This window comes from Geodermatophilus obscurus DSM 43160 (assembly GCF_000025345.1).
GTDB lineage: Bacteria > Actinomycetota > Actinomycetes > Mycobacteriales > Geodermatophilaceae > Geodermatophilus > Geodermatophilus obscurus.
The window spans coordinates 1,314,023-1,340,088 of sequence record NC_013757.1 but is presented as its reverse complement, the minus strand read 5'-3'; the positions used below and the strand labels follow the sequence as shown (position 1 = coordinate 1,340,088).

Here is a 26,066-nt window from a genome sequence, read left to right as displayed (position 1 = left end):
CTCAGGGGGTCAGCGCACCGGGAAGGTGGTGCTGGCGGTGCCGGCGGTGAACTCGTCGAGCCGGACGGTGACGGCGAGGGTCCAGGTCCCGGCGCCGGGGACCGCCATGCCGTCCCCGACGTAGTGGCCGGGCCCGGCGGGCTCCAGGGCGACGTCGATCGGGCCGATCTCCTGCGCCGGCTCGGTGAGGGTCACCCGGATGTCGACGGGCTGGGTGAACTGGCCCTGCGCGTCGAGCAGGTAGACGTGCAGGGTGTTCGGGCCGGCGGCGGCCGGGTCCACCGACACCTGCACGCTGCCGTCCTCCCCCGCAGCGGTCTGCACCGGCAGCGTCACGTCCACCGGCTGCGCGACCTCCGCGCGCGCCGGCGGGGTGCCGACGAGCACGGCCGACAGTGCGAGGACGACGAGCCCGACGGCGAGCTCGACCAGCACCGAGCGGCGCAGTGCGGGCCGCTCGGCCGCCGCCGCGGCGGCCTGCACCTCGGCGCGGGCCCCGGCGGCCGAGGCGACAGCCGGATCGGGCTCGGGCTCCTCGGCCGCGGCGAACGCGTGCGCGGTGACCCGGCGGCGCGGCGCGGGCCGGGACCGCCGGACGCCGAGGTGCTGCTGCACCCACACCCGGGAGACGCCGGCCGCGGCGAGCAGCAGGAGGACGAGGGCCAGCTTGGCCAGCAGCACCCAGCCGTACGTGGTCGTCACCAGGGCGGCCGGCGAGCCGACCTCGCGCACCGACTGGACGACACCGGTGACCACCAGCGCGGTGACCGAGCCGGCGGCCAGCCGGGAGAACGGCGGGAGCGCCCGGGCCAGGTCGTCCGCGGGGGCCTCCTCGCGCAGGACCCCGCCGAGCAGACCGGCGAGCCCACCCAGCCAGACGACCATCGCAGCGACGTGCACCGCGGCCGCGGTCACCGCCAGGGCCGGCAGCGGCCCGGCGACCGGGTGGCCGACGGCGGCGACCGTGCCGACGAGGGCGGCGGCGAGGACGCTCCCGGCGACCACGTCCACCACCGACGGGTTCCCCCGCCGCCACACCGCGTGCAGCACGACCGCCAGTGCGGCCACCAGGACGATCCGCAGCAGGTGGGCGACCCCGTTGGCCGAGTCGGCGGTGGCGGCCAGCAGCGCAGGGTCGGCGACCGAGCCCAGCCCGCTGCCGGCGGCGTAGGGGCCCTGCAGCAGGAAGGTCAGGGCGGCGCCCGCGGCGACGGCGGCCAGCCCGCCGGTGACCATGCGGCGCAGCCGCGCCGAGGCCCAGCCCGCCGGCCAGGCGGCCAGCAGCAGCACCGGCACGCCGATCGCGAGGGACAGCCCGGCGAAGCCCAGCCAGCGGGCGGCCGGCAGCGCCGCTCCCACCACGGGGTCGGTGTCGCCCGCGCCGGCGGCGGCGTCCGTGGGCACCAGCTCGCCGTCGCCCACGACGAAGGAGAAGGCGCCGGAGACGGGGTGCGAGTCGGCCGATACCACCCGGTAGGTGACGAGGTAGCCGTCGTCGGGCAGGTCGCCGCGCAGCGGGACGACGACGCGGTCGCCCTCGACCGTGGCCGACCCGGTGTCGACCCGCTCCCCCGAGGCGTCGAGCACGCGGGTGTGGCCGGCGCCGAGCGAGACGCCCTCGGTGAAGGTCAGCGTGACCTGGGTGGGGGGCTCCTCGAGCCGGGCCCCCTCGCCCGGGTCGGTCGACACCAGCTCGGCGTGCGCGGCGGCGGGCGGCGCGGTCGCCACCCCTGCTCCGAGCCACAGGCCGAGCAGGGCCAGCAGGAGCAGCACCGCCCCGGGAGCGCGGCGGCTCAGGTGTCCTCCCCGCTGGCGCTCGTCGTCCACGCGAGCCCGGGCTGCTGCGTCATCTCGTGACCCCGGGAGCTCGGTCACGCCGGCACCCGCTCACGGCGGACCGCGGGCAGGGCGGAGCGACGCTGGCGTCCCCGCCAGGCGACGGTGGCCACCAGCGCGACCCCGGCGAGCAGCAGCAGGTGGGCGGCTGCACGGTCGGCGGCCACGTGCCCGGCCCGCAGGTCGGCGACGGTGAGGACGGCGAGCAGCACGGCCACCGTGCCGAGGAAGGGCAGCGCACCGGCGGCCAGCCGGGGGGCGGCCGCCACGGCGAGGAAGGCCGCGGCGGTGCCCAGGTTCCAGACGCCGCTCTCGTGGGCCATGTGCACCGGCGCGCTCATGGCGCCGGTGCCGGCGACGAGCGACGGCCAGGCGAGCGCCGCCTGCGCGACGCCTGCGGCGAGCAGGGCCAGCCGCAGCGCGGCGGTGGCCAGCCGGGCGCGGGCGGCCGCCGCCGTGCCCGGTAGCTCGCGGGGCAGCGCGGCCAGGACCGTCGCGGTGAGATCCGGCACAGCAGGCGCGGGGGCGAGCCGGGCGCGGCGGGTGACCAGCTCGGCCTGGCGGGCCCAGGCAGCGCAGGCAGGACACGCGTCCAGGTGCGCGTCGAGCTCGCCGGCGGGCAGGCCGGGCGACTCGCCGTCGAGCCGGGCGGAGACCGCCTCGCGGTACGGGGTGCACTGCATGATGGGGTGGTCGTCCTCCGGGGCCGGTTGGTTCCCCTCGTTTCGGGTGACGCCCCCGGGACGGTCCAGCGGGGAGGATGGGACACGTGGACGACCTGGAGCGGCTGGCGGCTGCCGCCGTCGACGGGGACCCCCTCGCCGCGGCGGCCCTCGTGCGCGCCACCCAGTCCGACGTCTGGCGGCTGTGCGCGGCCCTCGGGGACCGGCAGTCCGCCGACGACCTCACGCAGGAGACCTACCTGCGCGCCTTCGGGTCCCTGCACCGCTTCGAGGGCCGCTCCTCGCTGCGCACCTGGCTGCTGTCGATCGCCCGGCGGGTGTGCGCCGACGCCGTCCGGTCCCGCCGGCGCCGCCGGCTCACCCTCGTGCGGGAGGACGCCGACCTCGAGGCCCTCGGCGCCGGGAACGACGGGGACCGGGTGGGCGAGGGCGCCGCGGTCGCCGACCTGCTGGCCCGGCTCTCGCCCGACCGCCGCGAGGCCTTCGTGCTCACCCAGCTGCTGGGGCTGCCCTACGCGGAGGCCGCGGAGGTCGCCGGCTGCCCGGTGGGCACCATCCGGTCCCGGGTGGCGCGGGCCCGGGCCGACCTGGTGGAGGCCCTGGGCGAGGACGACGCGACGGTCGCGCGCGCCTGAGAAGGGGCCCCCTTGCCCCCCGCCACTCGCAAGCTCGTGACGGGACCCGGCAAGGGGGCCGGCAGTCCCACGGGCCGGGACGCGCTTTGGGCATATGTCCATCGATCTGGTAGACATTCCGACGTGGCGGCGACGACGGTGCTCCTCGTGGGGCGGATCCACGTCGACCTGCTGCGCGTCTGCACCGCCTGCTGTCCGGGCTGCTGACCTCCCGCGCTCCGCGCACCCCCTCGCACCTCCTACCGCGCTGCGCTGCGCCTCTCGGCGCGCCCGCGGCCCTCCCCGGATCCGGAGACCAGCCCGTGAAGACCCTCGTCCTGCTCGCCCTCGTGGGCCTCGGAGCGCAGCTCGTGGACGGCAGCCTCGGCATGGCCTACGGCGTCACGTCGACCACCCTGCTGCTCGCCATCGGCACCAACCCGGCCGCCGCGTCGGCCACCGTGCACTTCGCCGAGATCGGCACCAGCCTGATGTCCGGCCTCGCGCACTGGAAGTTCGGCAACGTCGACTGGAAGGTCGTCGCCAAGGTCGGCGTCCCCGGTGCGGTCGGCGCCTTCATCGGTGCGAACGTGCTCTCCAACCTCTCGACCGAGGTCGCCGCCCCGGTCATGTCGCTGATCCTGGTCTCTCTCGGCATCTACCTGCTCGTGCGCTTCACCCTCCGGGGGATCGACCGCCGGCACCTGGGCAAGCCGGTCCGCAAGCGCTTCCTCGGCCCGCTCGGCCTCGTGGCCGGCTTCGTCGACGCGACCGGTGGCGGTGGCTGGGGCCCGGTGGGCACCCCGGCCCTGCTGGCCAGCGGGCGGATGGAACCGCGCAAGGTCATCGGCTCGATCGACACCTCCGAGTTCCTCATCGCCGTGGCCGCGAGCCTCGGCTTCCTCGTCGCGCTGGGCTCCCAGGGCGTCGACGCCACCTGGGCGCTCGGGCTGCTCGCCGGCGGGCTCGTCGCCGCACCGCTCGCCGCGTGGCTCGTGCGGCACGTCCCGCCCCGCATGCTCGGCTCGCTGGTCGGCGGCATGATCGTGCTGACCAACACCCGCACCCTGCTGCGCAGCGACTGGATCGACGCCTCCGACCCGGTCCGCTACGCCGTCTACGCCGTCATCTACGCCGTCTGGGCCGCGGCCGTCGTCCACTCGTTCCGCGAGTACCGCAAGGACCGCGCGCTGGAGTCCGCCGACGCCCTGGCGGCCGAGGCGGCGCGGACGCACGACGAGATCACGCTCCCGGCCGACGGCGCGGACGCCGCCGACCTGCGGCGCGACGTCACGGCAGGCCGGCCCATCGACCCGCGGGATTGAGCGCCGGCAGGCGCTGACGAGGGGCCCCGCCCGGCTGCTGCCGGGCGGGGCCCCTCGCCGTTCAGCCTCGCGTCAGGACCGCGGCCTCGAGGTCGGCGGGCAGTCCGGGACGGGACAGGCCGTGCGGCGGGGGCGGCAGCTCGTCGACGCCTTGCAGCCAGGCCCAGGTGTCGGCGACGGTTCGCCCCAGCGGCCGGCTGGGCAGCCCGAGCTCGCGCGCCCGGGTGGTGTCGACGTCCCAGGCGGTGCGGGCCACCTCGGCCGGCAGCCACAGCGGCAGGTGCAGCCACGGCTCGACCCCGGCCGCCAGCAGGTCGGCCTCCGGCACCGGTGCCCACTCCGCGTCGCCGCCGGTGACCTCGCGGCAGAGGTCGAGCAGGCCACCGAGGGTGGTCATGCCGGTCGGGCCGGTGGCGTTCACCGCGCCGGACACGCCCTGCTCGGCCATCGCCACCAGCCACCCGGCGAGGTCGCGGACGTCGACGGCGGCGATCGGCTGGTCCCACCCCTCCGCCGGGACGACGACCCGCCCGCCGCGTGCCACCCGCCGCAGCCACCAGCCCAGCCGGTCCACCCGGTCGTCCGGACCGACGATCAGCCCCGCCCGCGCGGTGAGGAAGCGGCCCGGCACCACGGCCCGGATCTCGCGCTCGGCGTAGGCCTTGACCGGCCCGTACTCGTCCTCGTCGGTCTCCCAGGTCGGCTCGCCGTCCTCGGGGCCGATCGGGCCAGGCGGCCAGTTCGCGTAGGCGTTGAGGCTGCTGACGAAGGCGTACCCGCGGACGCCGCTCAGCACGGCCGCGGCGTTGCGGGCGGCCACCCGGGTCTGGCAGGACGTGTCGACGACGATCTCGGGCATCCAGCCGTGGAGCGCGGCCGGCAGCGCGGCGGGGTCGTCCCGGTCGCCGTGCAACGCGCGCACGCCGGCGGGCGGCTCCCCGGAGACGCCCCGGGTGAAGGTCGCCACGTCGTGGCCGCGGTCGAGGGCCGCCGCCACCACGTGCCGGCCGAGGAAGTGGGTGCCACCGAGGACGAGCAGTCGCATGCCCGTCAGCCCAGCCCAGCCGCTCCCCGCCGTCCAGCCTCTTCGCTGTCGGCGGCGGCAGACCGGAACGGCCACCCTGCAGGGCCCCGCGCCGGGCCGGCCCCGTCCAGAGGCTCGTCGCGAGCCTGCGAGGGATGAGGAGGACGGGGTCCTTTCTCAGACCGCCCGGTCGTAGGGCGACCCGACCGGGACCTGCGGCAGCGGGGTGGAGCGGGCGGCGGCCAGCACCATCTGCGGCGAGCGCGGCAGGCCGCGGCGGGTGCACAGCCGCAGCGCCCGGGCGCCGGTGATGACGTCAGTCTCCGGAGGGACGACGAGCAGGTCGGCGCGCCGCGTGCCGCCCGCCCAGGTCAGGCACACCACGCCGTCGTCCATGCTGCGGAATCCGCCGGTGCGCACCACCCGCCCGCCGACGACGACCTTGCGCGGCGCGGGGGACCAGGCGTCGAGCGGATAGGTGAAGCGCTCGATGCGCAGGCCCCGCTTGTCCAGCGCGGCGACCAGCTCGGGCAGCTCGACGGCGAGGTCGCGGCTGCGCGGGAACCAGGCACCGTCGAACGCCTGTTCGCCGGACCCCGCGTCGCTGCGCAGGCTCACCCGGACGTCGATCCCGCCGCGGTGTCCCTCGGCCGCCAGCGTGTGCCGGGTGGTCCTCATCAGCGTCGCCTCCTCGTCGATCCCCGGGCCCGCCTACACGGCCCCGAGGAGAACGTAGGCAGCCGAGGGGGCGGGTCCCGGTGAGCGCGTCGCGGGCGGGTCGGCGCCCCCCGGCCCGCCGTCACTTCGGGTCATGGACCGGTGACGGCGCCCCCACGTACCTCGCGTCCGCGGGGGCGCCGGGAGCCTCAGGAGGTCAGCTCGAACACCGTCGTGCTGTCGTACACCTCGCCCGGGCGCAGCACCGTCGAGGGGAACTCCGGCTGGTTCGGCGAGTCCGGGAAGTGCTGGGTCTCCAGCGCCAGCCCGTCGCCCTGCCGGTAGACCCCGCCGCCGGTGCCCACGAGCGTGCCGTCGAGGAAGTTGCCCGAGTAGAACTGGATGCCCGGTTCGGTCGTGGAGATGGTCAGCGTCCGGCCGCTGTCCGGGTCGTGCAGCACGGCCGCCTCCTCCAGGGCGTCCTCGCTGTCCGAGCCCTCCCGCGCGCCGTCGTCCTCGCGGTCCAGCGCCCAGTTGTGGTCGTAGCCCTGCCCGTAGAGCAGCTGCTGGTCGGCCACGCGGATGCGCGCGCCGATCGGCGTGGGCTCGCGGAAGTCGAACGGCGTGTCCTCCACCGGGGCGACCTCGCCGGTCGGGATGAGCGTCTCGTCGACCGGGGTGAAGCCGCCGGCGTTGAGCTGCAGCTCGTGGTCGTAGACGTCCCCGGAACCCTCGCCGGCCAGGTTCCAGTAGGTGTGCTGGGTCAGGTTGACCACGGTAGGCGCGTCGGTCGTGGCCTGGTAGTGCACGGTCAGCCGCGACCCGGCGTCCAGCCGGTAGGTGACCGTCGTGGTGAGCGTGCCGGGGAAGCCCTGGTCGCCGTCCTCGCTGACCAGCCGCAGCTGCAGGGCGGCGACGTCGTCGTCGCTGACGTCGGTGGCGGTCCAGATGCGCTCGGAGAAGCCCACGGTCCCGCCGTGCAGGGTGTTGGGACCGTCGTTGAGCGGCAGCTGGTAGGTCGCGCCGTCGAGGGTGAAGCGGCCCTCGGCGATGCGGTTGCCGTAGCGGCCGATGAGCGAGCCGAAGTAGGGGTCGTCCTCGGACACGTACCCCTCGAGGTCCGCGAAGCCCAGCACGACGTTCTCGACCTCCCCCTCGGCGTCGGGCACCTCCAGGGTCTGGATAACGCCGCCGAAGGTCAGCACGCGCATCGTCGTGTCGCCGTTGCTGAGGGTCCAGCGCTCGACCGCGGTGCCGTCGGGGGTGGCACCGAAGGGCTCGACGCTCGTGCTCGGACCACCGCCGTCCCTGTCCCGGTCGTCGGCCGCGCCCGCCGGTGCGGCGAGGCCACCGGTCAGCAGGCCGGCGCCGAGGACGGCAACCAGCGAGCGGCGGCGCCGGCGCGACCGCCTCGTGGAGGGAGGGAGCGGAGCGGGCTGCGGGTGTCCGGGCATGGGTACTCCGGTGTCCGTGGCGGGCCACCGGCGTGGTCGCTCGGCGGCAGGACCGCTGCCGAGCCCGCCCCTGGGACGGCGTGCGCTCGGCTCCCCGTGGTGCGACCCCAGAACGCCGCCAGACGCTAGGGAGGCCCGGCAAACGGTGTCAACGGACCCGCGCACCCTGCCTCACGACACGCGAGAGGCCCCGCCCGGACACACCGGACGAGGCCTCCCGAGCGGTGCCGCTGCAGGGGCCCACCGCTGGCCCCGTCCCGAGGCTCGCCCCGAGCCTGCGAGGGGTGAGGACGGGGTTCCTCTCCCAGGCCTCGCTCCCGGCCCGGCTCCGCGCCGCGGTCCGCTCCCCGCTCGCAGCGCTCGCTGCGACGCTCCCCGGCCCCGTCCAGGGCACCGCCGCGAGCGTGCGAGCGGTGGGGAGGACGGGGTCCACTTTCAGGCCTTGGGCTTGCGGTTCTTGGCCTTGCCGCGCTCGTTCTGGTCGAGGATCACCTTGCGCACCCGGACGGCGGCCGGCGTGACCTCGACGCACTCGTCCTCGGCGCAGAACTCCAGCGCCTGCTCCAGGTTCAGGATCCGCGGCGGGACCAGCCGCTCGAGCTCCTCCGCGGTCGAGGACCGCATGTTGGTGAGCTTCTTCTCCTTGGTGATGTTGACGTCCATGTCGTCGGGGCGGGAGTTCTCGCCGACGATCATGCCCTCGTACACCTCGGTGCCCGGGGCGACCATCATCGAGCCGCGCTCCTGCAGCGAGAACATCGCATACGACGTCGCCACGCCCTGGCGGTCGGCGACCAGCGAGCCGGTCGGGCGGGCGCGCATGTCGCCCAGCCACGGCTCGTAGCCCTCGAGGTTGTGGTTGAGGACGCCGGTGCCGCGGGTCTCGGTGAGGAACTCGGTGCGGAACCCGATCAGGCCGCGGGACGGGACGATGTACTCCATCCGCGCCCAGCCGGTGTCGTGGTGGACGAGGTTCTCCATGCGCCCGCGCCGGGTGGCCAGCGCCTGGGTCAGCGTGCCGACGTACTCGCCAGGGGTGTCGATGGTGACCCGCTCGACCGGCTCGTGCAGCTTGCCGTCGATCTCCTTGGTGACCACCTGCGGGCGGCCGACGGTCAGCTCGAACTCCTCGCGGCGCAACTGCTCGACGAGGATGGCCAGCGCCAGCTCGCCACGGCCCTGCATCTCCCACGTGTCGGGGCGCTCGGTGGGCAGCATCCGCACCGAGACGTTGCCGACCAGCTCCTGGTCGAGGCGGTTCTTGATCAGCCGCGCGGTGAGCTTTTTCCCCGACCGGCCGGACAGCGGCGCGGTGTTGATCCCGATGGTGATCGAGATCGAGGGCTCGTCGACGGTGAGCGGCGGCAGCGGGCGCGGGTCGTTCGGGTCGGCGAGGGTGTCGCCGATCATGACGTCCTCGATGCCGGCGATGGCGACCAGGTCGCCCGGGCCGGCGCTCTCGGCCGGGGTCCGGGTGAGGCCCTCGGTCACCAGCAGCTCGGTGATCTTGACCCGCTGGATGGTGCCGTCGGTCTTGCACCAGGCGACCTGCTGGCCGTTCTTCATCGTGCCGGAGTGGATGCGCAGCAGCGCCAGCCGGCCGAGGTAGGGCGAGGCGTCGAGGTTGGTGACCTGCGCGCGCAGCGGCTCCTCGGCGTCGTAGGTCGGCGCCGGGATGGTGTCCAGCAGCGTCTTGACCAGCGGGCCGAGGTCGGGGCTGTCCGGGCTGGTGCCGTCGGCGGGCCGGGTGAGCGAGGCCTGCCCGGTCTTGCCGTTGCTGTAGACGATCGGGAACTCGAGGGCCTCGGGGTCCATGCCGTTGTCCTCGAGCAGCTCCATGAACAGCTCGTAGGTCTCGTCGACGACCTCGGCGATACGGGCGTCGGAGCGGTCGGTCTTGTTGACCACGAGGATGACCGGCATCCCCTTGCCGAGCGCCTTGCGCAGCACGAAGCGGGTCTGCGGCAGCGGGCCTTCGGAGGCGTCCACGAGCAGGACGACGCCGTCCACCATCGACAGCCCGCGCTCGACCTCGCCGCCGAAGTCGGCGTGGCCGGGGGTGTCGACGATGTTGACGACGACGGGGTTGCCGTTCTCGTCGGCCAGGTGGATGGCGGTGTTCTTGGCGAGGATGGTGATGCCGCGCTCACGCTCGAGGTCCATCGAGTCCATGACGCGGTCCTGCGTGGAGTCGTTGTCCGTCCCCTCGCCCTTGGCGCGCCCGAGGGCGCCTGCCTGGCGGAGGAGGGCGTCGACCAGGGTGGTCTTGCCGTGGTCGACGTGGGCGATGATCGCCACGTTGCGCAGGTCGTCGCGGGTGGGCATGCGGGAGGGCACCTCGGGGGAGATCAGGGGGTCGGCGCGTCCGTCTCTGTTGCGGAGCGCCCAGACACCAGGGTCAACAGCCGCCGGCCCGGCGACCTTCCCATGGTAGTAGAAGGACCCCCTGCCCCCTCCGGTGAAGGACCCCGTCCTCCTCACCCCTCGCGCGCTCGGGGCGAGCCTCGGGACGGGCCTGCGGCGGGACCCTGCCGGGGGCCGGCCGGTGATCCGTGAGCAGGCTCACGCGTGGGCGGGGCGCTCCTCGAGCCCGGCCAGGAGCCGGTCGGCGGTCTGCAGCCGGCGGCGCCCTCGCACCGCCAGGAGGCCGCCGGTCAGCACCAGGCCGACGGCGTAGAGCCAGCCCCACCCGCCGGGCCCCTCCGGCTGCAGGGCTGCCGCCGCGACCAGCACTGCCACGCCGGCGGAGACCAGCGGCGCGCCGACGAGGTCCGAGCGCAGCCGCCGTCGCTCGGCCGCCAACCGGCCGACCCACTCCGCACCGGCATCCCATGGGAGCGCGCCCGCCGACACGGCCCGCTCCACGGCCGCCCGCTCCCGGACGCGGGCCGAGAAGCGCAGGTACGCCATCGCGGCCAGGGCCATGCAGATGCCGAAGAAGGCGCTGCGCAGGGCGGCCTCGGCCCAGCTCCACGCCTCGCCGGCCACGAGGACGTCGGCCGCCTGCATCCCCGGGCCGAAGAAGGCACCGCCGAAGGCGGCCGACCACAGGTCCCCCGGCGTCCAGCTGCGGTCCCCGGGCGTCGGCACGCCGTCAGCCTGGCCGATGACCGCCCGGCGCACCATCCCCCCGCGGGGGTGTCAGCCGCGGTCGGCCACCGCGTAGGTGGTGCCGGCAGCAGTCAGCGTCACCAGGGCCACCGCCAGCCAGGACGCCATCCCGACGCCCAGCGCGAGGACGTGCGCGAGCACGAAGGCGCCGATGTAGAGCGCACCCAGTCCCAGGGCGACCGCCCAGCCGCGGCGCTCGACCCACAGCCAGGCTGCGCCGAGCCCGCCGAGGGCGAAGACCGCACCGCCGAGGGCGCGGATCCCGGTGCCCTGCGCGACGCCGAAGCCGGCCGCCAGGCCGACGGCCACGAGGAGGGCGGAGGGGATGCGGGTGCGCATGCGGGTCAGGGTCGAGCTCGTCATGCCGTCCAGTCTCCCCGGCCCCGTGGGGCTGCACCCGGTGCGGGGCTACGCGGCCGGACGGATGAAGCCGAACCGTCGGCCGAGCACCGGGCCGACGACCGGCCAGGCCGATGCCCGCAGCGACGTGTCCCGCACGGCCATCCGCCACCGCTCCTCGGGCACGAACCAGGACGCCGTGCGGGCGCCCGCGTCGGCGAGCCGGGTCACGACGGGCCCGAGCCGGTCGCGGGCCCGGTCCAGCGCGGCGGGGACGTCGGCGACCGTCGACGCCGTCGCCAGCTCCTCGGCCACCGCCACCCCGCCGGCGAGGGCGAGCGACGCCCCCTGGCCGGCCAGCAGGGAGACGCACCAGCACGCGTCACCGAGCAGAGCGACCCGGCCGCGGTGCCACACCCGTGAGCGGACCTGCACGGTCCGGTCGGTGTATTGGTCCACGGCCGATGGGAGCGTCGCGAGCAGCTCGGGGACGAGCCAGCCGAGGTCGCCGAAGCGGCGGTGCAGCGCCTCGGGGAGGTCGGCACCGGGCTCACCCCCACCGTCGGGCGACCGGTGCACGAAGAACGCGGCGGTGCGCCTCTCGTCCACGGGATAGGCCGCCACCATGCGTCCGGGTGCCGTGAGCGTGACGAAGTCCTCGCGACGCACCCCTGGCAGGCTGCCGTCCACGATCCAGGTCCACACGGCGTGACCGAGGTCGCGGGTGCTCCACTCGTCCGGCTCCAGCACGTCGTTGCGCACCCGCGAGTGGATCCCGTCGGCGCCGAGGACGACGTCCCACTCCTCCTCGGCCCCGTCGGCGTAGTGCACGACGACCGGGTCCCCGGCCGCCGCGGCCTGCTCCACGCCGATCACCTTGCGGCCGTGGGACGGCGCCACCCCGGCGCTCCGTGCCGCGGCGTACAGCTCGGCCTCCAGGTCCCCGCGCAGGAAGTTGTGGTGCCGCCCACCGAACACGCGGCGGCGCAGCGCCGGGTAGCCGACGGCGACCCGCGGTCGACCGGACCCGTCGACGAACACCAGGCGCTCGATCGGGGCCTGGATGCGCTCCAGCCCGGGCCCCAGCCCCAGCCGGTCGGCAGCGTCGATGCCGGGACCGAAGAAGTCGATCATGTAGCCGCCACCCCGGGGCCCGGGCGCAGCCTCCACCACCGTCGGGGACCCGCCGAGCTGGCGCAGCCGCAGTGCAGCCGACAGCCCGGCGATGCCGGCTCCGACGACGAGGACCCGCACGGCCACGCCCCCTCTCCCCCGCGCGGAACGCGGGTGGACCGCCGCGCCGCACGGTGTGAACTGGCAGACGCCGCAGAGAGCTGCGGGGTTCCCACGACCCGCCCGGTGCCGGAACGCGTCGAGGGCCCCGGACGCGACTCGGCGTCCGGGGCCCTCGTACGGCCGTGATCATCGGCAGGTGGTCGGTCGGCACGCCGGGGCGCACAGCCGTCCGCCGGTGATCCCGGCGCCGGCCCCCTGCAGGGTCCCGCTGCGAGCCTGCGACTGGGCGGGGGCAGGGGGTCCCTGCTCAGGCGGTGCGGAGCACGGCCTCGATCTCGAGCTCGATGCTGATCTTGTCGCCGACGACGACGCCGCCGCCGTCCATCGGCATGTCGATGTCCACGCCGAACTCCTTGCGGGAGATCTCGGTCCGGGCGCTGAAGCCGGCGCGGGTGCCGCCGTAGGCGTCGGGGCCGAAGCCGTTGACCTCGAGGGCCAGCTCGACGGGCTTGGTGATGCCCTTGATGGTCAGGTCGCCGATGACCGTCCAGTCGGCACCGTCGGTGCGGACCTCGGTCGAGCGGAAGGTCATCTCGGTGTGGTTGCCCACGTCGAAGAAGTCGGCGGAGCGGATGTGCGCGTCGCGCTGCTCCTGCCGGGTGTCGATCGAGTCCATGTCGATCGCGGCGGTGACGGTGGACTGCTCCGGGTTCTCGGCGGTGACGACCTCACCGGAGAACTTGGTGAAGTAGCCGCGGACCTTGCTGACCATCATGTGGCGGACGGAGAAGCCGACCGTCGAGTGGCTGGCGTCGATGTCCCAGGTGCCGACGACGTACCCGGGGATCTGGATGGCGGTGGTCATGGGAGCCTCCAAGTGGTTGAGCGTTGGACCATCCTGCTGGGCAGAACTGTAGTTGAAGGCTCATCTATTCCGCCAGTACCCTCATGGGCATGACCGCCGACGTGTCGCTCGCCGCTGGAGACCCCGGCTCCGACGCCGGCGAGCCCCGCTGGCTCGACGCCGAGGAGCAGCAGGCCTGGCGGGCCTGGCTCTACAGCGCCCAGCTGCTGCTCGACCGGCTCGACCGGGAACTCACGCACGCCACCGGCATCTCGCACGCCTACTACGAGATCCTCGTCGCCCTGTCGGAGACCGAGGGCCGGATGATGCGGATGAGCGAGCTCGCCGACCGGTGCCTTTCCTCGCGCAGCCGGCTCTCGCACGCCGTCTCCCGGCTGGAGGAGCGGGGCTGGGTGCGCCGGCAGGTCTGTCCGGACGACGGCCGCGGCCAGCTCGCCGTCCTCACCGACGACGGGTTCGCCGCGCTCGAGGCCGCCGCACCGGTGCACGTAGAGAGCGTGCGCACGCACCTGTTCGACCAGCTCTCCCCCCAGCAGGTCGCGGCGATGCGCGACCTCGGCGAGACGCTGCTGCGCCACCTCGGCACCCGCTGACGAGGACCCCTACGGCGCCGGAACGCCGTCGGGCGGGGCCGGCCAGCGGGACGACGTACCGTGAGCACCGAGGAGATCGCGGCCACCGTCCACGCCGAGCGCGCACGCGCTGGCGTGTCGATCGTCGTCGACGCCTCGGTCGTGCTCCGGCTGCTGCTGTGGACCGGCGCGGATGACGATCTCCGGCCCCTGGTGGCGACGGAGGACCTGCACGCGCCTGCACTGGTGGACGTGGAGGTCGCGTCCGGACTGGGCCGGCTCGCCGCGGCCGGGTCCGTCAGCGGCAGCCGGGCGGCCGAGGCCCTGGCCGACCTCGGCGTCCTCGGGGTGGACCGCTGTCCGCACACCCCTCCTGCTGCCGCGCATCTGGCACTTGCGCGCCGACCTGTGCGCCTACGACGCCACCCATGCCGCCCTCGCCGAGACACTGGACTGCGCGCTGGTCACCGGCGACCGTGGACTGGCCACCGCCCGGGGCCGCGGTGCGAGCGGCGCCACGTGCGCTGGGTGCGGTGATCAGGGCCGCGGTCCGTGGTCGGCGCGACCCCCCTCCTCGGCCTCCCCCCAGCCCGCGAGGCGGGGGCCCTGCTAACAGCCGTCGGGGCCGCAGACCTCGCCGCCGGTGATCACCGGGATGAGCGGCGTGCGCTCCGCCCAGGCCCGCTCGAGCACCTGCAGCAGCGCGTCGGCCGGCTGGGCGCCGTTGACGCCGTACTTGCGGTCGACGACGAAGAACGGCACGCCGCTGATGCCCAGCGCCTGCGCCTCGGCCTCGTCGGCCCGGACCGCGCCGGCGTAGCGCTGGTCCTCCAGCGCCGCGCGCCCCTCGTCGGCGTCCAGCCCCGCCTCGGCGGCGAGCCGGACGAGGGTCTCGCGGTCGCCGACCGCCTCGCCCTCGCTGAAGTAGGCGGTCAGCAGCCGCTCCTTCACCGCGTCCTGCACCCCGCGGTCACCGGCCAGGTGGATCACCTGGTGGGCGTCGAAGGTGTTGGCGCGCACGGCCTTGTCGAACCGGAAGTCCAGCCCCTCGGCGGCCGCCTGCTGCGTCATGGTGTCTGTCATCTGCTGCGCGCTCGGCACCGAGGTGCCGTACTTCCTCGCCAGCCGCTCGGCGTACTCGGTCGGCGAGACCTCGTTCCCCGCGGCGGCCGAGAGCGCACCCGGGTCGAGCTCGAAGGACCTCCACTCCACCTCGACGGCGTCCCGGTGCGCGAACCGCTGCAGGGCGGCCTCGAAGCGGCGCTTGCCGATGTGGCACCAGGGACAGACGACGTCGGACCAGATCTCGACCTTCACGCCCGCCCTCAACGCCGGCGGAATGCTCGGCTCTTCCCGGGTCGGCGGTCGCAGGTCGCAGGTCGCCGGGTATCGCACACGGCGGGTGATGGGTGTAGCACTGGTGCGTGAGCGGTCGGGGGACCGATTTCTTCATCAGTCACGCCGGCCGGGACACCGGCTGGGCCGAGTGGCTGGCCTGGCGGCTGCAGGAGGCCGGCTACACCGTCGAGCTGGACGTGTGGGACTGGGCGCTGGGTGAGGACTTCGTGACCCGGATGGAGGCGGCGCTGGAGCGCGCGGACCGGCTGCTGGCGGTGTGCACCGAGGCCTACTTCTCCTCCGTGTTCGGCGGCGCGGAGCTGCGCGCGGCGTTCGCGCAGTCCGCGGCGGCGCAGGGTCGGATCGTGCCCGTGCTGGTCGAACCGGTGACCCTGCCCCGGCTCTACGCGCCGCTGGTCCACCTGGACCTGACCGGCCTGGACGAGGCCGCGGCCGCAACCCGGCTGCGGACCCGGCTGGCGAGGACCCGCCCCACCAGCGCGCCGCCGTTCCCCCGAGCGGGGCCCGCATCGCCGGCCAAGCCGGGGTTCGCCGGCACCCTGCCGGCAGTGTGGAAGGTGCCGCCGCGCAATCCCCGGTTCACCGGCCGGGACAGCCTGCTCACCGAGCTGCGCCGATGGCTGCACGCCGGGGAGGGCACGCCGGCGGTGCAGGCCCTGTACGGCCTCGGCGGGGTGGGCAAGACCCAGCTGGCGCTGGAGTACGCGCACCGCTTCGCCGCCGACTACGACCTGGTGTGGTGGATCGACGCCGAGCAGCCGGTGCTCATCCCCGACCAGCTCGCGCGGCTCGCCGGGAGCCTGGACCTCGCTGCCGGAGCGACGGTGGCCGCCACCGTCGACCGGCTGCTCGCCGAGCTGCGCCACCGGGACCGCTGGCTGCTCGTTCTCGACAACGCCGAGCGGCCGGCCGACGTCGCCGCCTATCAGCCCGGCGGGCCGGGACATTTGCTGATCACCTCCCGCAACCCCGGCTGGGGCGCCCTCGGCGGCCGGCTGGAGGTCGACGTGCTGACCCGGGCGGAGACGATCACGCTGCTGCGGGCCCGGATCCCGGGCCTGGGCGAGGAGCTGGCCGACAAGCTCGCCGCCGAGCTGGGCGACCTACCCCTGGCCGCCGCGCAGGCCGCCGGCTACCTGGAGCAGACCGACCTGCCGCCCGCCGACTACCTGCGCCGGTTCCGCACTCGCCGGGCCGGCCTGCTGAATCGTGGTGACGTGGTCGGCTACTCCGGGCGGCTGGACACCGCCTGGGCGCTGTCCCTGGAGCGACTCAGGTGCGAGGACCCGGCCGCGGTGCAGCTGCTGGAGCTGGCCGCCTTCCTCGCCTCTGAGCCCATTCCACTCCGCCTGTTCACCGAGCACGCCGCGTTGCTGGAGGAGCCGCTGCGCAGCACCGCCGCCGACCCTGACGCGCTGGCCGACACCGTCGGCGCGCTCGTCGCCTACTCCCTGGCCCGCCGCTCCCCCGGCGCCTTTCAGGTCCACCGGCTGGTGCAGACCGTCATCAGCCACCGGCTACCCCTCGACCGGCAGCAGGCCACCGCCGAGCGGGTCGTCGGGCTGTTGGTCGCCGCTCATCCCAGCGATCCGGACGATCCGACCGGCTGGGCCGCCTACGCCGCCCTCGCCCCGCACGTACTCGCCATCGCCCCGCGGGGGGATCGTTCTCCCGCCCACCGGCACCTGATCCTGGACACCACCAACAACCTGCAGGCGCACGGCGACAGCCACGCCAGCCGGGCCGTCGCCGAACAGCTGCTCGACCGCTGGTGGGCGGTCCTCGGCCCCGACCACCCCGACCTCCTCACCGCCGCCAGCACCCGCACCCGTGCACTGGTCTCGCTCGGCAAGGCCGAGCCGGCCCGCGCCCTGGGCGAGGACACGTTGCACCGCTGCCGCCGCGTGCTCGGCCCGGACGACCCCAGCACCCTGTCGGCGGCCGCCGCCCTGACCCGCGCCCTGGTCCAGCTGGGCGAGGCGGAACAGGCCCGCACCCTGGGCCAGGACACGCTGGACCGCTGCCGCCGGGTGTTCGGTCCGGAGCACGCCAGGAGTCTGTGGGCGGCGACCGGCGTGACGCTCGCCCTCGCCCAGCTGGGCGAGGCGAAACAGGCCCGCACCCTGGGCCAGGACACTCTGCAGCGCTGCCGCCGCCGGCTCGGCCCCGACCACGCCACCACCCTGTCGGCGGCAGGCGCGCTGACCGCCGCCCTAATCGAGATGGGCGAGGCGGAACAGGCCCGCACCCTGGGTCAGGACACGCTGGACCGCTGTCACCGGGCGCTGGCTCCCGAGCACCTGATCACCCTGTGGGCAGCGACCGCGCTCGCCCGCGCCTTGGTCCAGCTGGGCGAGGCGGCACAGGCCCGCAGCCTGGGCGAGGACGCGCTGCGGCGCTGCCGGCGGACGCTCGCCCCGGACCACTCCACCACCCTGTGGGCGGCGACCGGCGTGACGCTCGCCCTCGCCCAGCTGGGCGACGCGGAACAGGCCCGCGCCCTGGGCGAGGACACGCTGCAGCGTGGCCGCCGGGTGTTCGGCCCGGATCACCTGATCGTCCTGTGGGCGGCGAGCGCGCTGACCCACGCCCTGGTACGGCTCGGCGAAGTGGAGCCGGCCCGCGCCCTCGGCGCGGACACCCTGCAGCGCTGCCGCCGGGTGCTCGCCCCCGACCACCCGATCGCGCAGTACCTGGTGCAGGCCGTCAGCATCGACCAGCTCCTCGGTGACGACGCCGCTGCCGACCGCCCGGATCCTCAGCCGTGAACCGGGCCTGCGGACGCGCCCCGAGGCTCAGTCGGTGAACAGCTCCCGGGAGACGACGCCGGTGTCGGGGTTGTCGGTGAACAGCCCGTCGATGCCCGTCTCCCAGAACACCAGCTGCTCCTCGATCGCCCGGCCGTAGTCGCCGGGCTCCTCGCCGGGGTCGCGCAGCTCGGCCGGGAGGAACTCGTTCTCGTTGCGGAAGGTGTACGGGTGCACGAGCAGGTCCGCGGCATGCGCGTCGGCCACGAAGGACGTCGGCTCGGCGAGGGTGCCGTCGGCCTCCCGCGGGATGATCTGGGCCTTCTCCGGGCCCACCCCGTCGGCGTACTCCCCGATCCCCGCCAGCCCCTCGGCCGTGGACAGGTCGGCGTAGGTGCGCGGGTCACCGGCGGCCACCAGGTCGGCCGGTGCTCCGGTCGCCGACAGCAGCTGCACCAGCGGGACGTCGACGACCCCGTCGAGCTCGCGCAGGTTGGCCGTCTCGAACGACTGCAGGAACACCGGGTCGCCCTCGTCGTCGAGCCCGGCCTCGCCGAGGTCCTCGACCAGCGGCTCCTCGAGCGAGAGCTCGATGGAGTCGAAGTAGGTGGGGTGCTTGGTCTCGATGTAGACGCCGACCTCGCGGCGCAGCTCCCGGGACAGCGCCTCGCGCAGCTCGAGCACCTCGTCGAGGGTGGGCACCTGGTAGAGGCCGTCGTAGAGGGTGTTCTCCTCACGGACGTCGGGCAGCCGCTCCACCGCGCGCAGCGTGCGCAGCTCGGCCAGCGTGAAGTCCTCGGTGAACCAGCCGGTCAGCTCGGTGCCGTCGATCACCTTGGTGGTGCGCCGGTCGGCGAACTCGGGCCGGTCGGCGACGTCCGTCGTCCCGGAGATCTCGTTCTCGTGGCGGGTGACCAGCACGCCGTCGGAGGTGCTGACGACGTCGGGCTCGATGTAGTCAGCACCCATGCGGGCGGCCAGCTCGTAGGAGGCCAGGGTGTGCTCGGGCCGGTAGCCCGAGGCGCCGCGGTGCCCGATGACGAGCAGCTCGTCGACGCCGTCCCCGGTCTCCTGCTCCGGCGGCGCGGCGATGGCCGGCCCGGTCAGCAGCAGCGGGACGGCGAGGACGGACGCGGTGAGCAGCGCGGTCCGGCGGTGCGCACGTGACATGGGTTCTCTCCCCCGGGCTGGGACGGCGACCCTCGCCGTCGGCCCGGACGATCCCAGCCCGGCGACGTGGCCGCGACGTGAGCGCTTCCGCGAACACGCGGTGAACCCCGGCCCGGCGACCCCCGGAGGAGCCCGGCTCAGCCCTGCCAGACCTCGGCGACCTCGGCGGCCACGCCGGCCGCCTGCGCCCGGCCGGCGCGTGCGGAACCCGCGCGGGCGGCGGGGTCGAGCACGTTGCGGCCGATCGCGCGGCGCGCGGCCTCGTCCGGGGAGACGACGGCGACCCGCGCCACCATCCCGGTGACCTGCGCGTCGACGCTGGCAAGCGGACCGACACCGCGCGGGATGGGCGCGAGGACGACGACCCGGTCGTACCCCTCGGCGAGGTCGGCGTTGGCCGCGGAGCGCATGCCGCCGTCGACGTAGCGGCGGCCGTCGATGGTCACCGGCGGGTACACGCCGGGGACGGCACAGCTGGCCGCGACCGCCTGCAGCAGCGGGACGCCGGAGGTGCGGTCGAGGACGCGGAACTCCCCGCTCTGCGCGTCGACGGCGGTGACGCGCAGGTCGCGGTCGGGCCACTCGCGGCTGACAAGGCGGGAGCTGATGACGTCGAGCCGCTCCTGCTCGGTCGGGGTCAGCCCGGCCTGCTCGGCGGCGATCGCCAGCGCCCCGACCCGCCGGCGGAACCCGACGTCGTCCCCGCGGCTGCGCAGCACCGCCCAGGCGTAGCGGGCCAGCGCGGCGCGGGTCATCCGGGCCGCCTGCTCGCCGGTGGGCGGCTCGAGCTGGCGGGCGAACAGCATCTCGAGGTCGGCGCCGCTGGTGAGCTGCGCGCCGACCACCGAGCCGGCCGAGGTACCGACCACGAGATCGGCGCCGGTGAGGTCGACACCGGCCTCGGCCAGGCCGGCGAGCACGCCGACCTCCCACGCGATGCCGGTGATGCCGCCGCCGCCGAGGACGAGGGCCGTGCGCTGGCCGTTCATGCCGCCATCCTCACCCACCGTCCGACCTCGACACGGGTAGTGACGTGCGCCACGCTGTCGGCCTCCGGAGTGGAAGGACCCGCATGACCGCCACGCAGGACGCACCGACGCCGACCGCGCACAGCTGGCCGCCGGGCCTGCCACGGTCCCTGGACTACCCCGCGGTCCCGGTCGGCTCGATCCTGCGGGCCGCGGTGCGCCGCTGGGGCGACCGGACGGCGTTCGTCGACCACGACGTCCCGCTGACCTACACCGAGCTCGGCGCCCGCGCGCACGCCGTCGCCAACTGGCTCGCCGACGCCGGCGTCGGGCGCGGCGACGTCGTGGCGGTGCACATCCCGAACTGCCGCCAGTACCCGGCGGTCTACTACGGGGTGCTGCTGGCCGGGGCGACCTTCTCCCCCACCAACCCGCTGCTCCCGGCGGCCGACCTCGCCGCGCAGCTCACCGACGCCGGCGCCCGCGTGCTGGTCACCTGGGACCAGGTGCTGCCGTTGGTGCGGTCGGCCCTGGCGGCCACGCCCGTGGAGACCGTGGTGGTCACCGGGGAGGCGCACACCCTCGACCTCGACGCCCGGTTGCAGCTGGAGGCCGGGGAGGTCGACCTCGCCGACCTGCTCGCCGGCGACCCCACCGACCGGCACCTCGACGCCGCCCTCGACCCGGCCGCCGACCTCGCGCACCTGGCCTACACCGGCGGGACGACGGGGGTCAGCAAGGGTGTCGAGCTGCCGCACCGCGCGGTCGTCACCAACGTGCTGCAGTCGGCCTGCTGGTCGTCGGGGTCGCTGCCCGAGCTGGACGAGGCCGGCGACGTGACCCTGCGGCAGGTGCTCGGGCCCGACGAGTACCCGACGCGGCTCGGCGAGACCCGGCTGGTCAACCTCACGCCGTGGTTCCACGCGATGGGGGTGATCGGCTACCTCAACAGCATGGTCATGGCCGGCACGATGACGGTCGTCCACCTGCGCTTCGACGCGGTGCGCTACGTCGAGGACGCCGTCCGGTACCGGGTCACCCTCATCGGCGGGGCCCCCCGGTCTTCGTCGCCCTGCTGCAGGTGCCCGGCATCGAGGACGCCGGCCTGGGCTCGCACGTCCGCAGCGTCTCCAGCGGCGCGGCACCCCTGCCGGTCCCGCTCATCGAACGGCTGCAGGCGTTGCTGCCCGACGCCGTCATCGGCGAGGGGTACGGGCTGACCGAGGTCACCATGCAGGCCACCGGTAACCCGGTGTACCGCTCGGGCACGCGCAAGCCCGGCACCGTGGGCGTGCCGGTCTTCGACACCGCGATCAGCATCCAGCCACTCGGCGGTGGGGCGCCGCTGCCGGCCGGCGAGCGCGGCGAGGTGTGCATCCGCGGGCCGCAGGTGATGCGCGGCTACGCGCACCGGCCGGAGGCGACCGCCGAGGCGATCGACGCCGACGGCTGGTTCCACACCGGCGACGTCGGCGTCCTCGACGAGGACGGCTACCTGGCGATCGTCGACCGCACCAAGGACATGCTGCTCTACAAGGGCTACAACGTCTTCCCGCGCGAGCTGGAGGAGGTGCTGTTCGGCGTCCCCGGGGTCGCCGGGGCGGCCGTGGTCGGCCGGCCCGACGAGGAGGCCGGGGAGCTGCCGGTGGCCTACGTCGTCCGCAGGGCCGACGAGGCCGGGGCCGCGCTGACGGCCGAGTCGGTCATGGCGGCGGTCAACGAGCGGGTGACGCCGTACAAGCGGCTGCGCGACGTCGTCTTCATCGACGCGATCCCGGTGTCGGCCGCGGGCAAGGTGCTCAAGCGGGAGCTCACCGCACGGGAACGGGCCGCCGTCACCGGGGGCTGAGGCCCCGTCCCCGTCGCCGCACCCGTCCGCTCACCCGGACGGGTGCGGCGTGCACGCGCGCCGCCGGGCGGCTCACTATCGTCCCGCGGGTGGACGGCGACACGGGAGACATGAGCGAACACTCCGGTGTGCGGATCGCACACGAGGAGCTCTCCCCGTTCCGCCAGGTCGGGCGCCGCGTGCTGATCGCGGCGGTCGTGCTGCTGGCCACGGTGTTCATCGTGTGGCTGGACCGGGACGCCTACCGGGACGGCGACGAGGTCGGCATCGACCTGCTGGACGCCTTCTACTACTCGACGGTCACGCTGTCGACGACCGGGTACGGCGACATCACGCCGCTGACCGACGGCGCCCGGCTCGTCAACATCCTGGTCATCACGCCCCTGCGCATCCTGTTCCTGATCGTCCTCATCGGAACCACCCTCGAGGCGCTGACCGCGCGCACCCGCGAGGAGTTCCGCATCCGTCGTTGGAGGTCCCGCGTGCGCCAGCACGTCATCGTGTGCGGCTACGGCACCAAGGGCCGCAGCGCCATCCGCTCCCTGCAGTCCAACGGCACCCCGCTGGAGCAGATCGTCGTCGTCGACCCCGAGCCGCGGGCCATCGAAGAGGCCAACTCGGTGGGGCTGCACGGGATCGTCGGCGACGCGAGCCGCACCGACGTCCTCCGCCGAGCGCACGTCGAACGCGCCCGCGCGGTGATCGTCGCCGCCAACCGCGACGACGCGTCGGTGCTGATCACGCTGACGGTCCGGCAGCTCAACCCCAGCGTGCCGATCACCACCTCCGTGCGCGAGGAGGAGAACGCCCAGCTGCTGCGCCAGTCGGGTGCCGACACCGTCATCACCACGTCGGCCACCGCGGGCCGGCTGCTGGGTCTGTCCACCGATGCGCCGCGGGTCGTGGCCACGGTGGAGGACCTCGTCACCGGCGGCCAGGGCCTCGACCTGCACCAGCGGCGGGTCACGGCCGGTGAGGTCGGCCTGGGTCCGCGGCAGCTGCGCGACGTCGTGCTTTCGGTGACCCGGGGCGGGCGCACGCTGCGCTTCGACGACCCGCTGATCGGCACGCTGGAGACCGAGGACGTGCTCGTCGTCGTCCGGTCGCACCCGCCGGGGGGGCACGTCGCCGCGGTCCACTGACAGCGCGGCGCGGGGTTGCCGGGCGGACACTGCGTCACTCCGGGTGCAGCACCCAGGTCCGCGTGGGCCGGTGCCGGCCGCGCAGCTCGGCGACGGCGTTGGGCGCCCAGTGCCGTCCTCACCGGAGCGCGCGGCACACACGGCCTCCTCGCTGGCCACCACCCGGCCGGTCGTGTCCTCGGCCGGGTCGGTGAAGCGGGCGGCCTCGTTCACCGGGTCGCCGATGACCGTCTACTCCAGCCGGGCCGCGGTCGGCCGTTGCCGCCGGAGGCCGACGAGGACGCCGAGCGGCAGGGCGACGGCGAGGTGGTCCAGCGCGGTGAGCACGATGACGGCGCGGCCGCCCTCGGGGTCGTGCGCGCCGGCCGAGAGGCCGATGAGCAGCAGCGCCACGATGCCGACGCCGACGAGGTCGGCGACGACGACCAGCACCACGGTGACCGGCACGGCGCGCCGGCCGGTGGGCGCCCACTCGAGCGCCGCGTCGAGCCTGCGGGCCGCGGCCGGGACGTCCCTCGTGGACCGGATGCGGGGCCGGGACGTCGCGCACGGCTCCCATGGTCACCGAGGCGCACGCGGCTCGCCGCAGCCGGGGCGTCAGACGAGGACGGCCTCCAGGGCGTCGGCCTGCTGCACCAGGTCCGCCGCGGTGGTCAGCCAGCCGGCCACCAGCAGCAGCGGCCACGGCTGCTCGTCGTCCAGCGAGGCCGTCGTCGCGACCAGCGAGGCCTGGGCCACGGCCCTGCAGCCCATGTTCCGCATGACCAGCTCCTTCCATCGGTTGCCTGGACGGTCGGCACCGACGGACCCGGGATCCAGCCGTGAAACGCAGACGTCACCCCGATGGGGTGGACGGCACACCGTCGCGGGCGACGGGCGAGCGCCCGAGGGGCGCGGTGGAGCCGATCCCCCGCTCCCGTCCACAATGGTCGGCGGGCGTGGACGGCGACGGGCTGCCCGCCGGGAGGAGCGTGGACGTGGCGGGCACGGGGACGGCGGCCGACGGCGACGACGCCGGCCGGGCGCTGCTCGCCCTGTCGGTGGACGCCGCCGGGATCGGGACGTTCGAGGTGGACGTCGCCACCGGCCGGCTCACCTGGAACCGCCGGATGTTCGAGCTGCTCGGCGTGGCACCCGAGGGCTTCAGCGGCGAGCTGGCCGAGGCCTACCGGCACATCCACCCCGACGACGTGCCGCGGGTGGCCGCCGACGTGGAGGCCGCGCTGGCGAGCACCGGTGCGTACACCACCGAGTACCGCGTACCGCTCCCCGACGGCCGCACCCGGCACCTCTCCGCCCGTGGGCAGATGATCACCGACGCGGCCGGCAACCCGCTGCGCCTGGTGGGCGCCACCCACGACGTGACCGCCGAACGGGAGAGCAGCGAGCGCATCCGCGCCGCCCTGGAGTCCCTCGCGATCGGCTACCTGGCCATGGGCGCCGACTGGCGGATGACGTACGTGAACGCCCGGGCCGAGCGCCTCACCGGCCGCTCCCGCGACGCGCTGCTCGGCCGCAGCCTGTGGGAGGCCTTCCCCGCGACCGTCGGGACCGTCTTCGAGGAGCGCTACCGCCAGGCGGTGCGCAGCGGCGAGGCGGTCACCTTCGAGGCCCACTACCCCCGGGAGCCCGACGTCTGGGTGGAGGTGCAGGCGGTGCCCGAGAACGGCGGGCTCACCCTCTACTTCCTCGACATCACCGACCGGCGCCGAGCGCAGGAGGTGGCCGCCGAGGCGGCCCGGCGCCACGCGCTGCTCGCGGCCGTCACCGAGCAGCTGACCGGCACGATGGACGCCGAGCGCGCGGTCGCCTACCTGGCGCAGCTCGTCGTCCCGGCGCTGGCCGACTGGTGCATCGTCACCCTGGTCGACGACGAGGGACCGGCCGGCAGCCGGCGGAACCTGCGCGACATCGGCTGGTGGCACGCCGACGAGGCGATGCGGACGACCCTCGACGCCTACGCGGAACGGCGCATCCCGGCCCTCACGGAGGACTCCTTCCTCCTCCGGGCACTGGTCACCGGCCGGAGCACCACCGTCGACTCGGGAGCCACCGCAGCCGTCCAGCGCGTGCTGGCCCCCAGTCAGGCGCGCGACCTGATCGCCGAGCTCGCCCCGGAGTCGATGGTCGTGCTGCCGCTGCGCGGGCGCGGGCGGACCGTCGGCCTGCTCACCCTGTTCAACGGCTCCACCCGCGCGTCGATGACCGCCGCCGAGCGGGACACCGCGACGGACGTGGCCGGACGCGCCGGCCTGGCCCTCGACAACTCCCGGCTGTACCGGCAGCAGCGCGACCTGGCCGCCGGCCTGCAGCGTTCGCTGCTGACCAGGCCCGTGCAACCGGACCACGCGCAGATCGTGGTCCGCTACACCCCGGCGGCGGAGGCCGCCGACGTCGGCGGCGACTGGTACGACGCGTTCATGCAGCCGGACGGGGCCACGGTGCTCGTCATCGGCGACGTCATCGGCCACGACACCGAGGCCGCCGCGGCCATGGGGCAGGCCCGGACGGTGCTGCGCAGCCTCGCCGCCGTCGACCACGAGGGCCCGGCCGAGGTCCTGCGCCGGACCGACGAGGTGCTGGAGACCCTGCGGACGGGGATCATCGCCACTGCGCTGGCGGGGCGGCTCGAGCAGGACGAGGACCTCCGGCGGCGCGGGCTGACCCGCCTGCGGTGGTCCAGCGCCGGGCACCCGCCGGCCGCGGTCGTCGCTCCCGACGGCAGCGTGCAACTCCTCGCCGGGGAGAAGGCGGACCTGCTGCTGGGGGTGGTACCGGACACCGCCAGGCAGGAGCACGAGGTCGTGCTCGGGTACGGCACGACGGTCCTGCTCTACACCGATGGGCTGATCGAGGCACGCGACCAGCCCATCGAGGAGGGCCTGCAGCGGCTGCAGGAGACGCTGACCGACCTCGCCGCCGACGACCTGTCGCTCGACGACCTGGTCGACCAGCTGCTGGAGCGCATGCTGCCGCCGCAGCCGGAGGACGACGTGGCGGTGGTCGCCGTCCGGCTGCACGACCAGCACGGGCCGCGGCCGGCCGAGGCCGGATCGGACCGCACGCCGCCGGGCTTGCCGGACACCTGATCCGCCGGGGTCCACATCTGGCTGAC

General features: G+C 75.0%; 22 protein-coding genes and 1 pseudogene. 8 read left to right on the top strand and 15 right to left on the bottom strand.

Going from position 1 to position 26,066, the window contains the following annotated elements:
- Nucleotides 1–9: 9 nt before the first annotated feature.
- On the bottom strand, nt 10–1,827 hold the full coding sequence (locus tag GOBS_RS06270; RefSeq protein ID WP_012947457.1) for a copper resistance CopC/CopD family protein: 1,818 nt from the start codon (nt 1,825–1,827) through the stop codon (nt 10–12).
- A gap of 44 nt (nt 1,828–1,871) precedes the next feature.
- Complete coding sequence (locus GOBS_RS06265) at nt 1,872–2,519, bottom strand: zf-HC2 domain-containing protein (RefSeq protein ID WP_012947456.1); 648 nt, start codon at nt 2,517–2,519, stop codon at nt 1,872–1,874.
- Between the two features lie 86 nt (nt 2,520–2,605).
- Here GOBS_RS06265 and GOBS_RS06260 point away from each other — a divergent pair, with 86 nt between their 5' ends.
- Together GOBS_RS06260 and GOBS_RS06255 are read left to right on the top strand one after the other, a co-directional pair.
- A complete protein-coding gene (locus tag GOBS_RS06260) occupies nt 2,606–3,154 on the top strand; it encodes a sigma-70 family RNA polymerase sigma factor (RefSeq protein ID WP_012947455.1) in 549 nt (182 codons plus the stop codon).
- Between the two features lie 302 nt (nt 3,155–3,456).
- The gene (locus tag GOBS_RS06255; protein ID WP_012947454.1) at nt 3,457–4,458 is read left to right on the top strand and encodes a sulfite exporter TauE/SafE family protein; all 1,002 of its coding nucleotides are present in this window, start codon (nt 3,457–3,459) and stop codon (nt 4,456–4,458) included.
- A gap of 61 nt (nt 4,459–4,519) precedes the next feature.
- On the opposite strand, the gene GOBS_RS06250 is transcribed toward GOBS_RS06255, so the two are convergent.
- From GOBS_RS06250 to GOBS_RS06215, 8 genes are all read right to left on the bottom strand, one after another.
- On the bottom strand, nt 4,520–5,503 hold the full coding sequence (locus GOBS_RS06250; RefSeq protein WP_012947453.1) for an NAD-dependent epimerase/dehydratase family protein: 984 nt from the start codon (nt 5,501–5,503) through the stop codon (nt 4,520–4,522).
- 156 nt (nt 5,504–5,659) lie between these two features.
- The gene (locus tag GOBS_RS06245; RefSeq protein WP_012947452.1) at nt 5,660–6,160 is read right to left on the bottom strand and encodes a DUF5994 family protein; all 501 of its coding nucleotides are present in this window, start codon (nt 6,158–6,160) and stop codon (nt 5,660–5,662) included.
- Between the two features lie 188 nt (nt 6,161–6,348).
- A complete protein-coding gene (locus GOBS_RS06240) occupies nt 6,349–7,593 on the bottom strand; it encodes an aldose epimerase family protein (RefSeq protein ID WP_012947451.1) in 1,245 nt (414 codons plus the stop codon).
- Nucleotides 7,594–8,028: 435 nt separating this feature from the next.
- Nucleotides 8,029–9,918, bottom strand: a complete 1,890-nt coding sequence (gene typA, locus GOBS_RS06235; protein WP_012947450.1) for a translational GTPase TypA — start codon at nt 9,916–9,918, stop codon at nt 8,029–8,031.
- Between the two features lie 237 nt (nt 9,919–10,155).
- Complete coding sequence (locus tag GOBS_RS06230; RefSeq protein WP_166487310.1) at nt 10,156–10,683, bottom strand: hypothetical protein; 528 nt, start codon at nt 10,681–10,683, stop codon at nt 10,156–10,158.
- Between the two features lie 51 nt (nt 10,684–10,734).
- Entirely contained in the window at nt 10,735–11,067 is a 333-nt protein-coding gene (locus tag GOBS_RS06225; RefSeq protein WP_012947448.1) for a hypothetical protein, read from the bottom strand.
- A gap of 45 nt (nt 11,068–11,112) precedes the next feature.
- Nucleotides 11,113–12,303: an FAD-dependent monooxygenase gene (locus GOBS_RS06220; protein ID WP_012947447.1), complete on the bottom strand. Its 1,191-nt coding sequence runs from the start codon at nt 12,301–12,303 to the stop codon at nt 11,113–11,115.
- Nucleotides 12,304–12,586: 283 nt separating this feature from the next.
- The gene (locus tag GOBS_RS06215) at nt 12,587–13,144 is read right to left on the bottom strand and encodes a YceI family protein (RefSeq protein ID WP_012947446.1); all 558 of its coding nucleotides are present in this window, start codon (nt 13,142–13,144) and stop codon (nt 12,587–12,589) included.
- Nucleotides 13,145–13,233: 89 nt separating this feature from the next.
- Here GOBS_RS06215 and GOBS_RS06210 point away from each other — a divergent pair, with 89 nt between their 5' ends.
- Nucleotides 13,234–13,737, top strand: coding sequence for a MarR family winged helix-turn-helix transcriptional regulator (locus tag GOBS_RS06210; RefSeq protein WP_049788546.1), 504 nt, complete (start codon nt 13,234–13,236; stop codon nt 13,735–13,737).
- A gap of 588 nt (nt 13,738–14,325) precedes the next feature.
- Here GOBS_RS06210 and GOBS_RS06200 read toward each other — a convergent pair.
- Nucleotides 14,326–15,033, bottom strand: a complete 708-nt coding sequence (locus GOBS_RS06200; protein ID WP_012947444.1) for a DsbA family oxidoreductase — start codon at nt 15,031–15,033, stop codon at nt 14,326–14,328.
- Nucleotides 15,034–15,140: 107 nt separating this feature from the next.
- Here GOBS_RS06200 and fxsT point away from each other — a divergent pair, with 107 nt between their 5' ends.
- Complete coding sequence (gene fxsT, locus GOBS_RS06195; RefSeq protein WP_012947443.1) at nt 15,141–17,843, top strand: FxSxx-COOH system tetratricopeptide repeat protein; 2,703 nt, start codon at nt 15,141–15,143, stop codon at nt 17,841–17,843.
- A gap of 27 nt (nt 17,844–17,870) precedes the next feature.
- On the opposite strand, the gene GOBS_RS06190 is transcribed toward fxsT, so the two are convergent.
- Nucleotides 17,871–18,992 (bottom strand): glycerophosphodiester phosphodiesterase, encoded by a 1,122-nt coding sequence (locus tag GOBS_RS06190; protein ID WP_012947442.1) that lies wholly within the window; start codon nt 18,990–18,992, stop codon nt 17,871–17,873.
- Nucleotides 18,993–19,129: 137 nt separating this feature from the next.
- The gene (locus tag GOBS_RS06185) at nt 19,130–19,981 is read right to left on the bottom strand and encodes a patatin-like phospholipase family protein (protein ID WP_012947441.1); all 852 of its coding nucleotides are present in this window, start codon (nt 19,979–19,981) and stop codon (nt 19,130–19,132) included.
- Between the two features lie 83 nt (nt 19,982–20,064).
- Between GOBS_RS06185 and GOBS_RS28590 the strand changes: the two are divergent.
- The 3 genes and pseudogenes from GOBS_RS28590 to GOBS_RS06175 form a co-directional block, all read left to right on the top strand.
- Nucleotides 20,065–21,305 (top strand): annotated as a pseudogene (locus tag GOBS_RS28590) (class I adenylate-forming enzyme family protein); the annotation flags it as partial.
- Between the two features lie 48 nt (nt 21,306–21,353).
- The gene (locus tag GOBS_RS29625) at nt 21,354–21,809 is read left to right on the top strand and encodes an AMP-binding enzyme (RefSeq protein ID WP_424954954.1); all 456 of its coding nucleotides are present in this window, start codon (nt 21,354–21,356) and stop codon (nt 21,807–21,809) included.
- 89 nt (nt 21,810–21,898) lie between these two features.
- On the top strand, nt 21,899–22,951 hold the full coding sequence (locus GOBS_RS06175) for a potassium channel family protein (RefSeq protein WP_012947440.1): 1,053 nt from the start codon (nt 21,899–21,901) through the stop codon (nt 22,949–22,951).
- 231 nt (nt 22,952–23,182) lie between these two features.
- On the opposite strand, the gene GOBS_RS06170 is transcribed toward GOBS_RS06175, so the two are convergent.
- Together GOBS_RS06170 and GOBS_RS27175 are read right to left on the bottom strand one after the other, a co-directional pair.
- Nucleotides 23,183–23,398, bottom strand: coding sequence for a hypothetical protein (locus GOBS_RS06170; protein ID WP_041241361.1), 216 nt, complete (start codon nt 23,396–23,398; stop codon nt 23,183–23,185).
- A 150-nt stretch (nt 23,399–23,548) separates the two neighbouring features.
- Nucleotides 23,549–23,713 carry a hypothetical protein gene (locus GOBS_RS27175; RefSeq protein WP_012947439.1) on the bottom strand — a complete coding sequence of 55 codons (165 nt, stop codon included), beginning with the start codon at nt 23,711–23,713 and terminating at the stop codon, nt 23,549–23,551.
- A gap of 215 nt (nt 23,714–23,928) precedes the next feature.
- On the opposite strand from GOBS_RS27175, the gene GOBS_RS06165 reads away from it, so the two are divergent.
- The gene (locus tag GOBS_RS06165; protein ID WP_243697652.1) at nt 23,929–26,040 is read left to right on the top strand and encodes a SpoIIE family protein phosphatase; all 2,112 of its coding nucleotides are present in this window, start codon (nt 23,929–23,931) and stop codon (nt 26,038–26,040) included.
- Nucleotides 26,041–26,066: the final 26 nt, after the last annotated feature.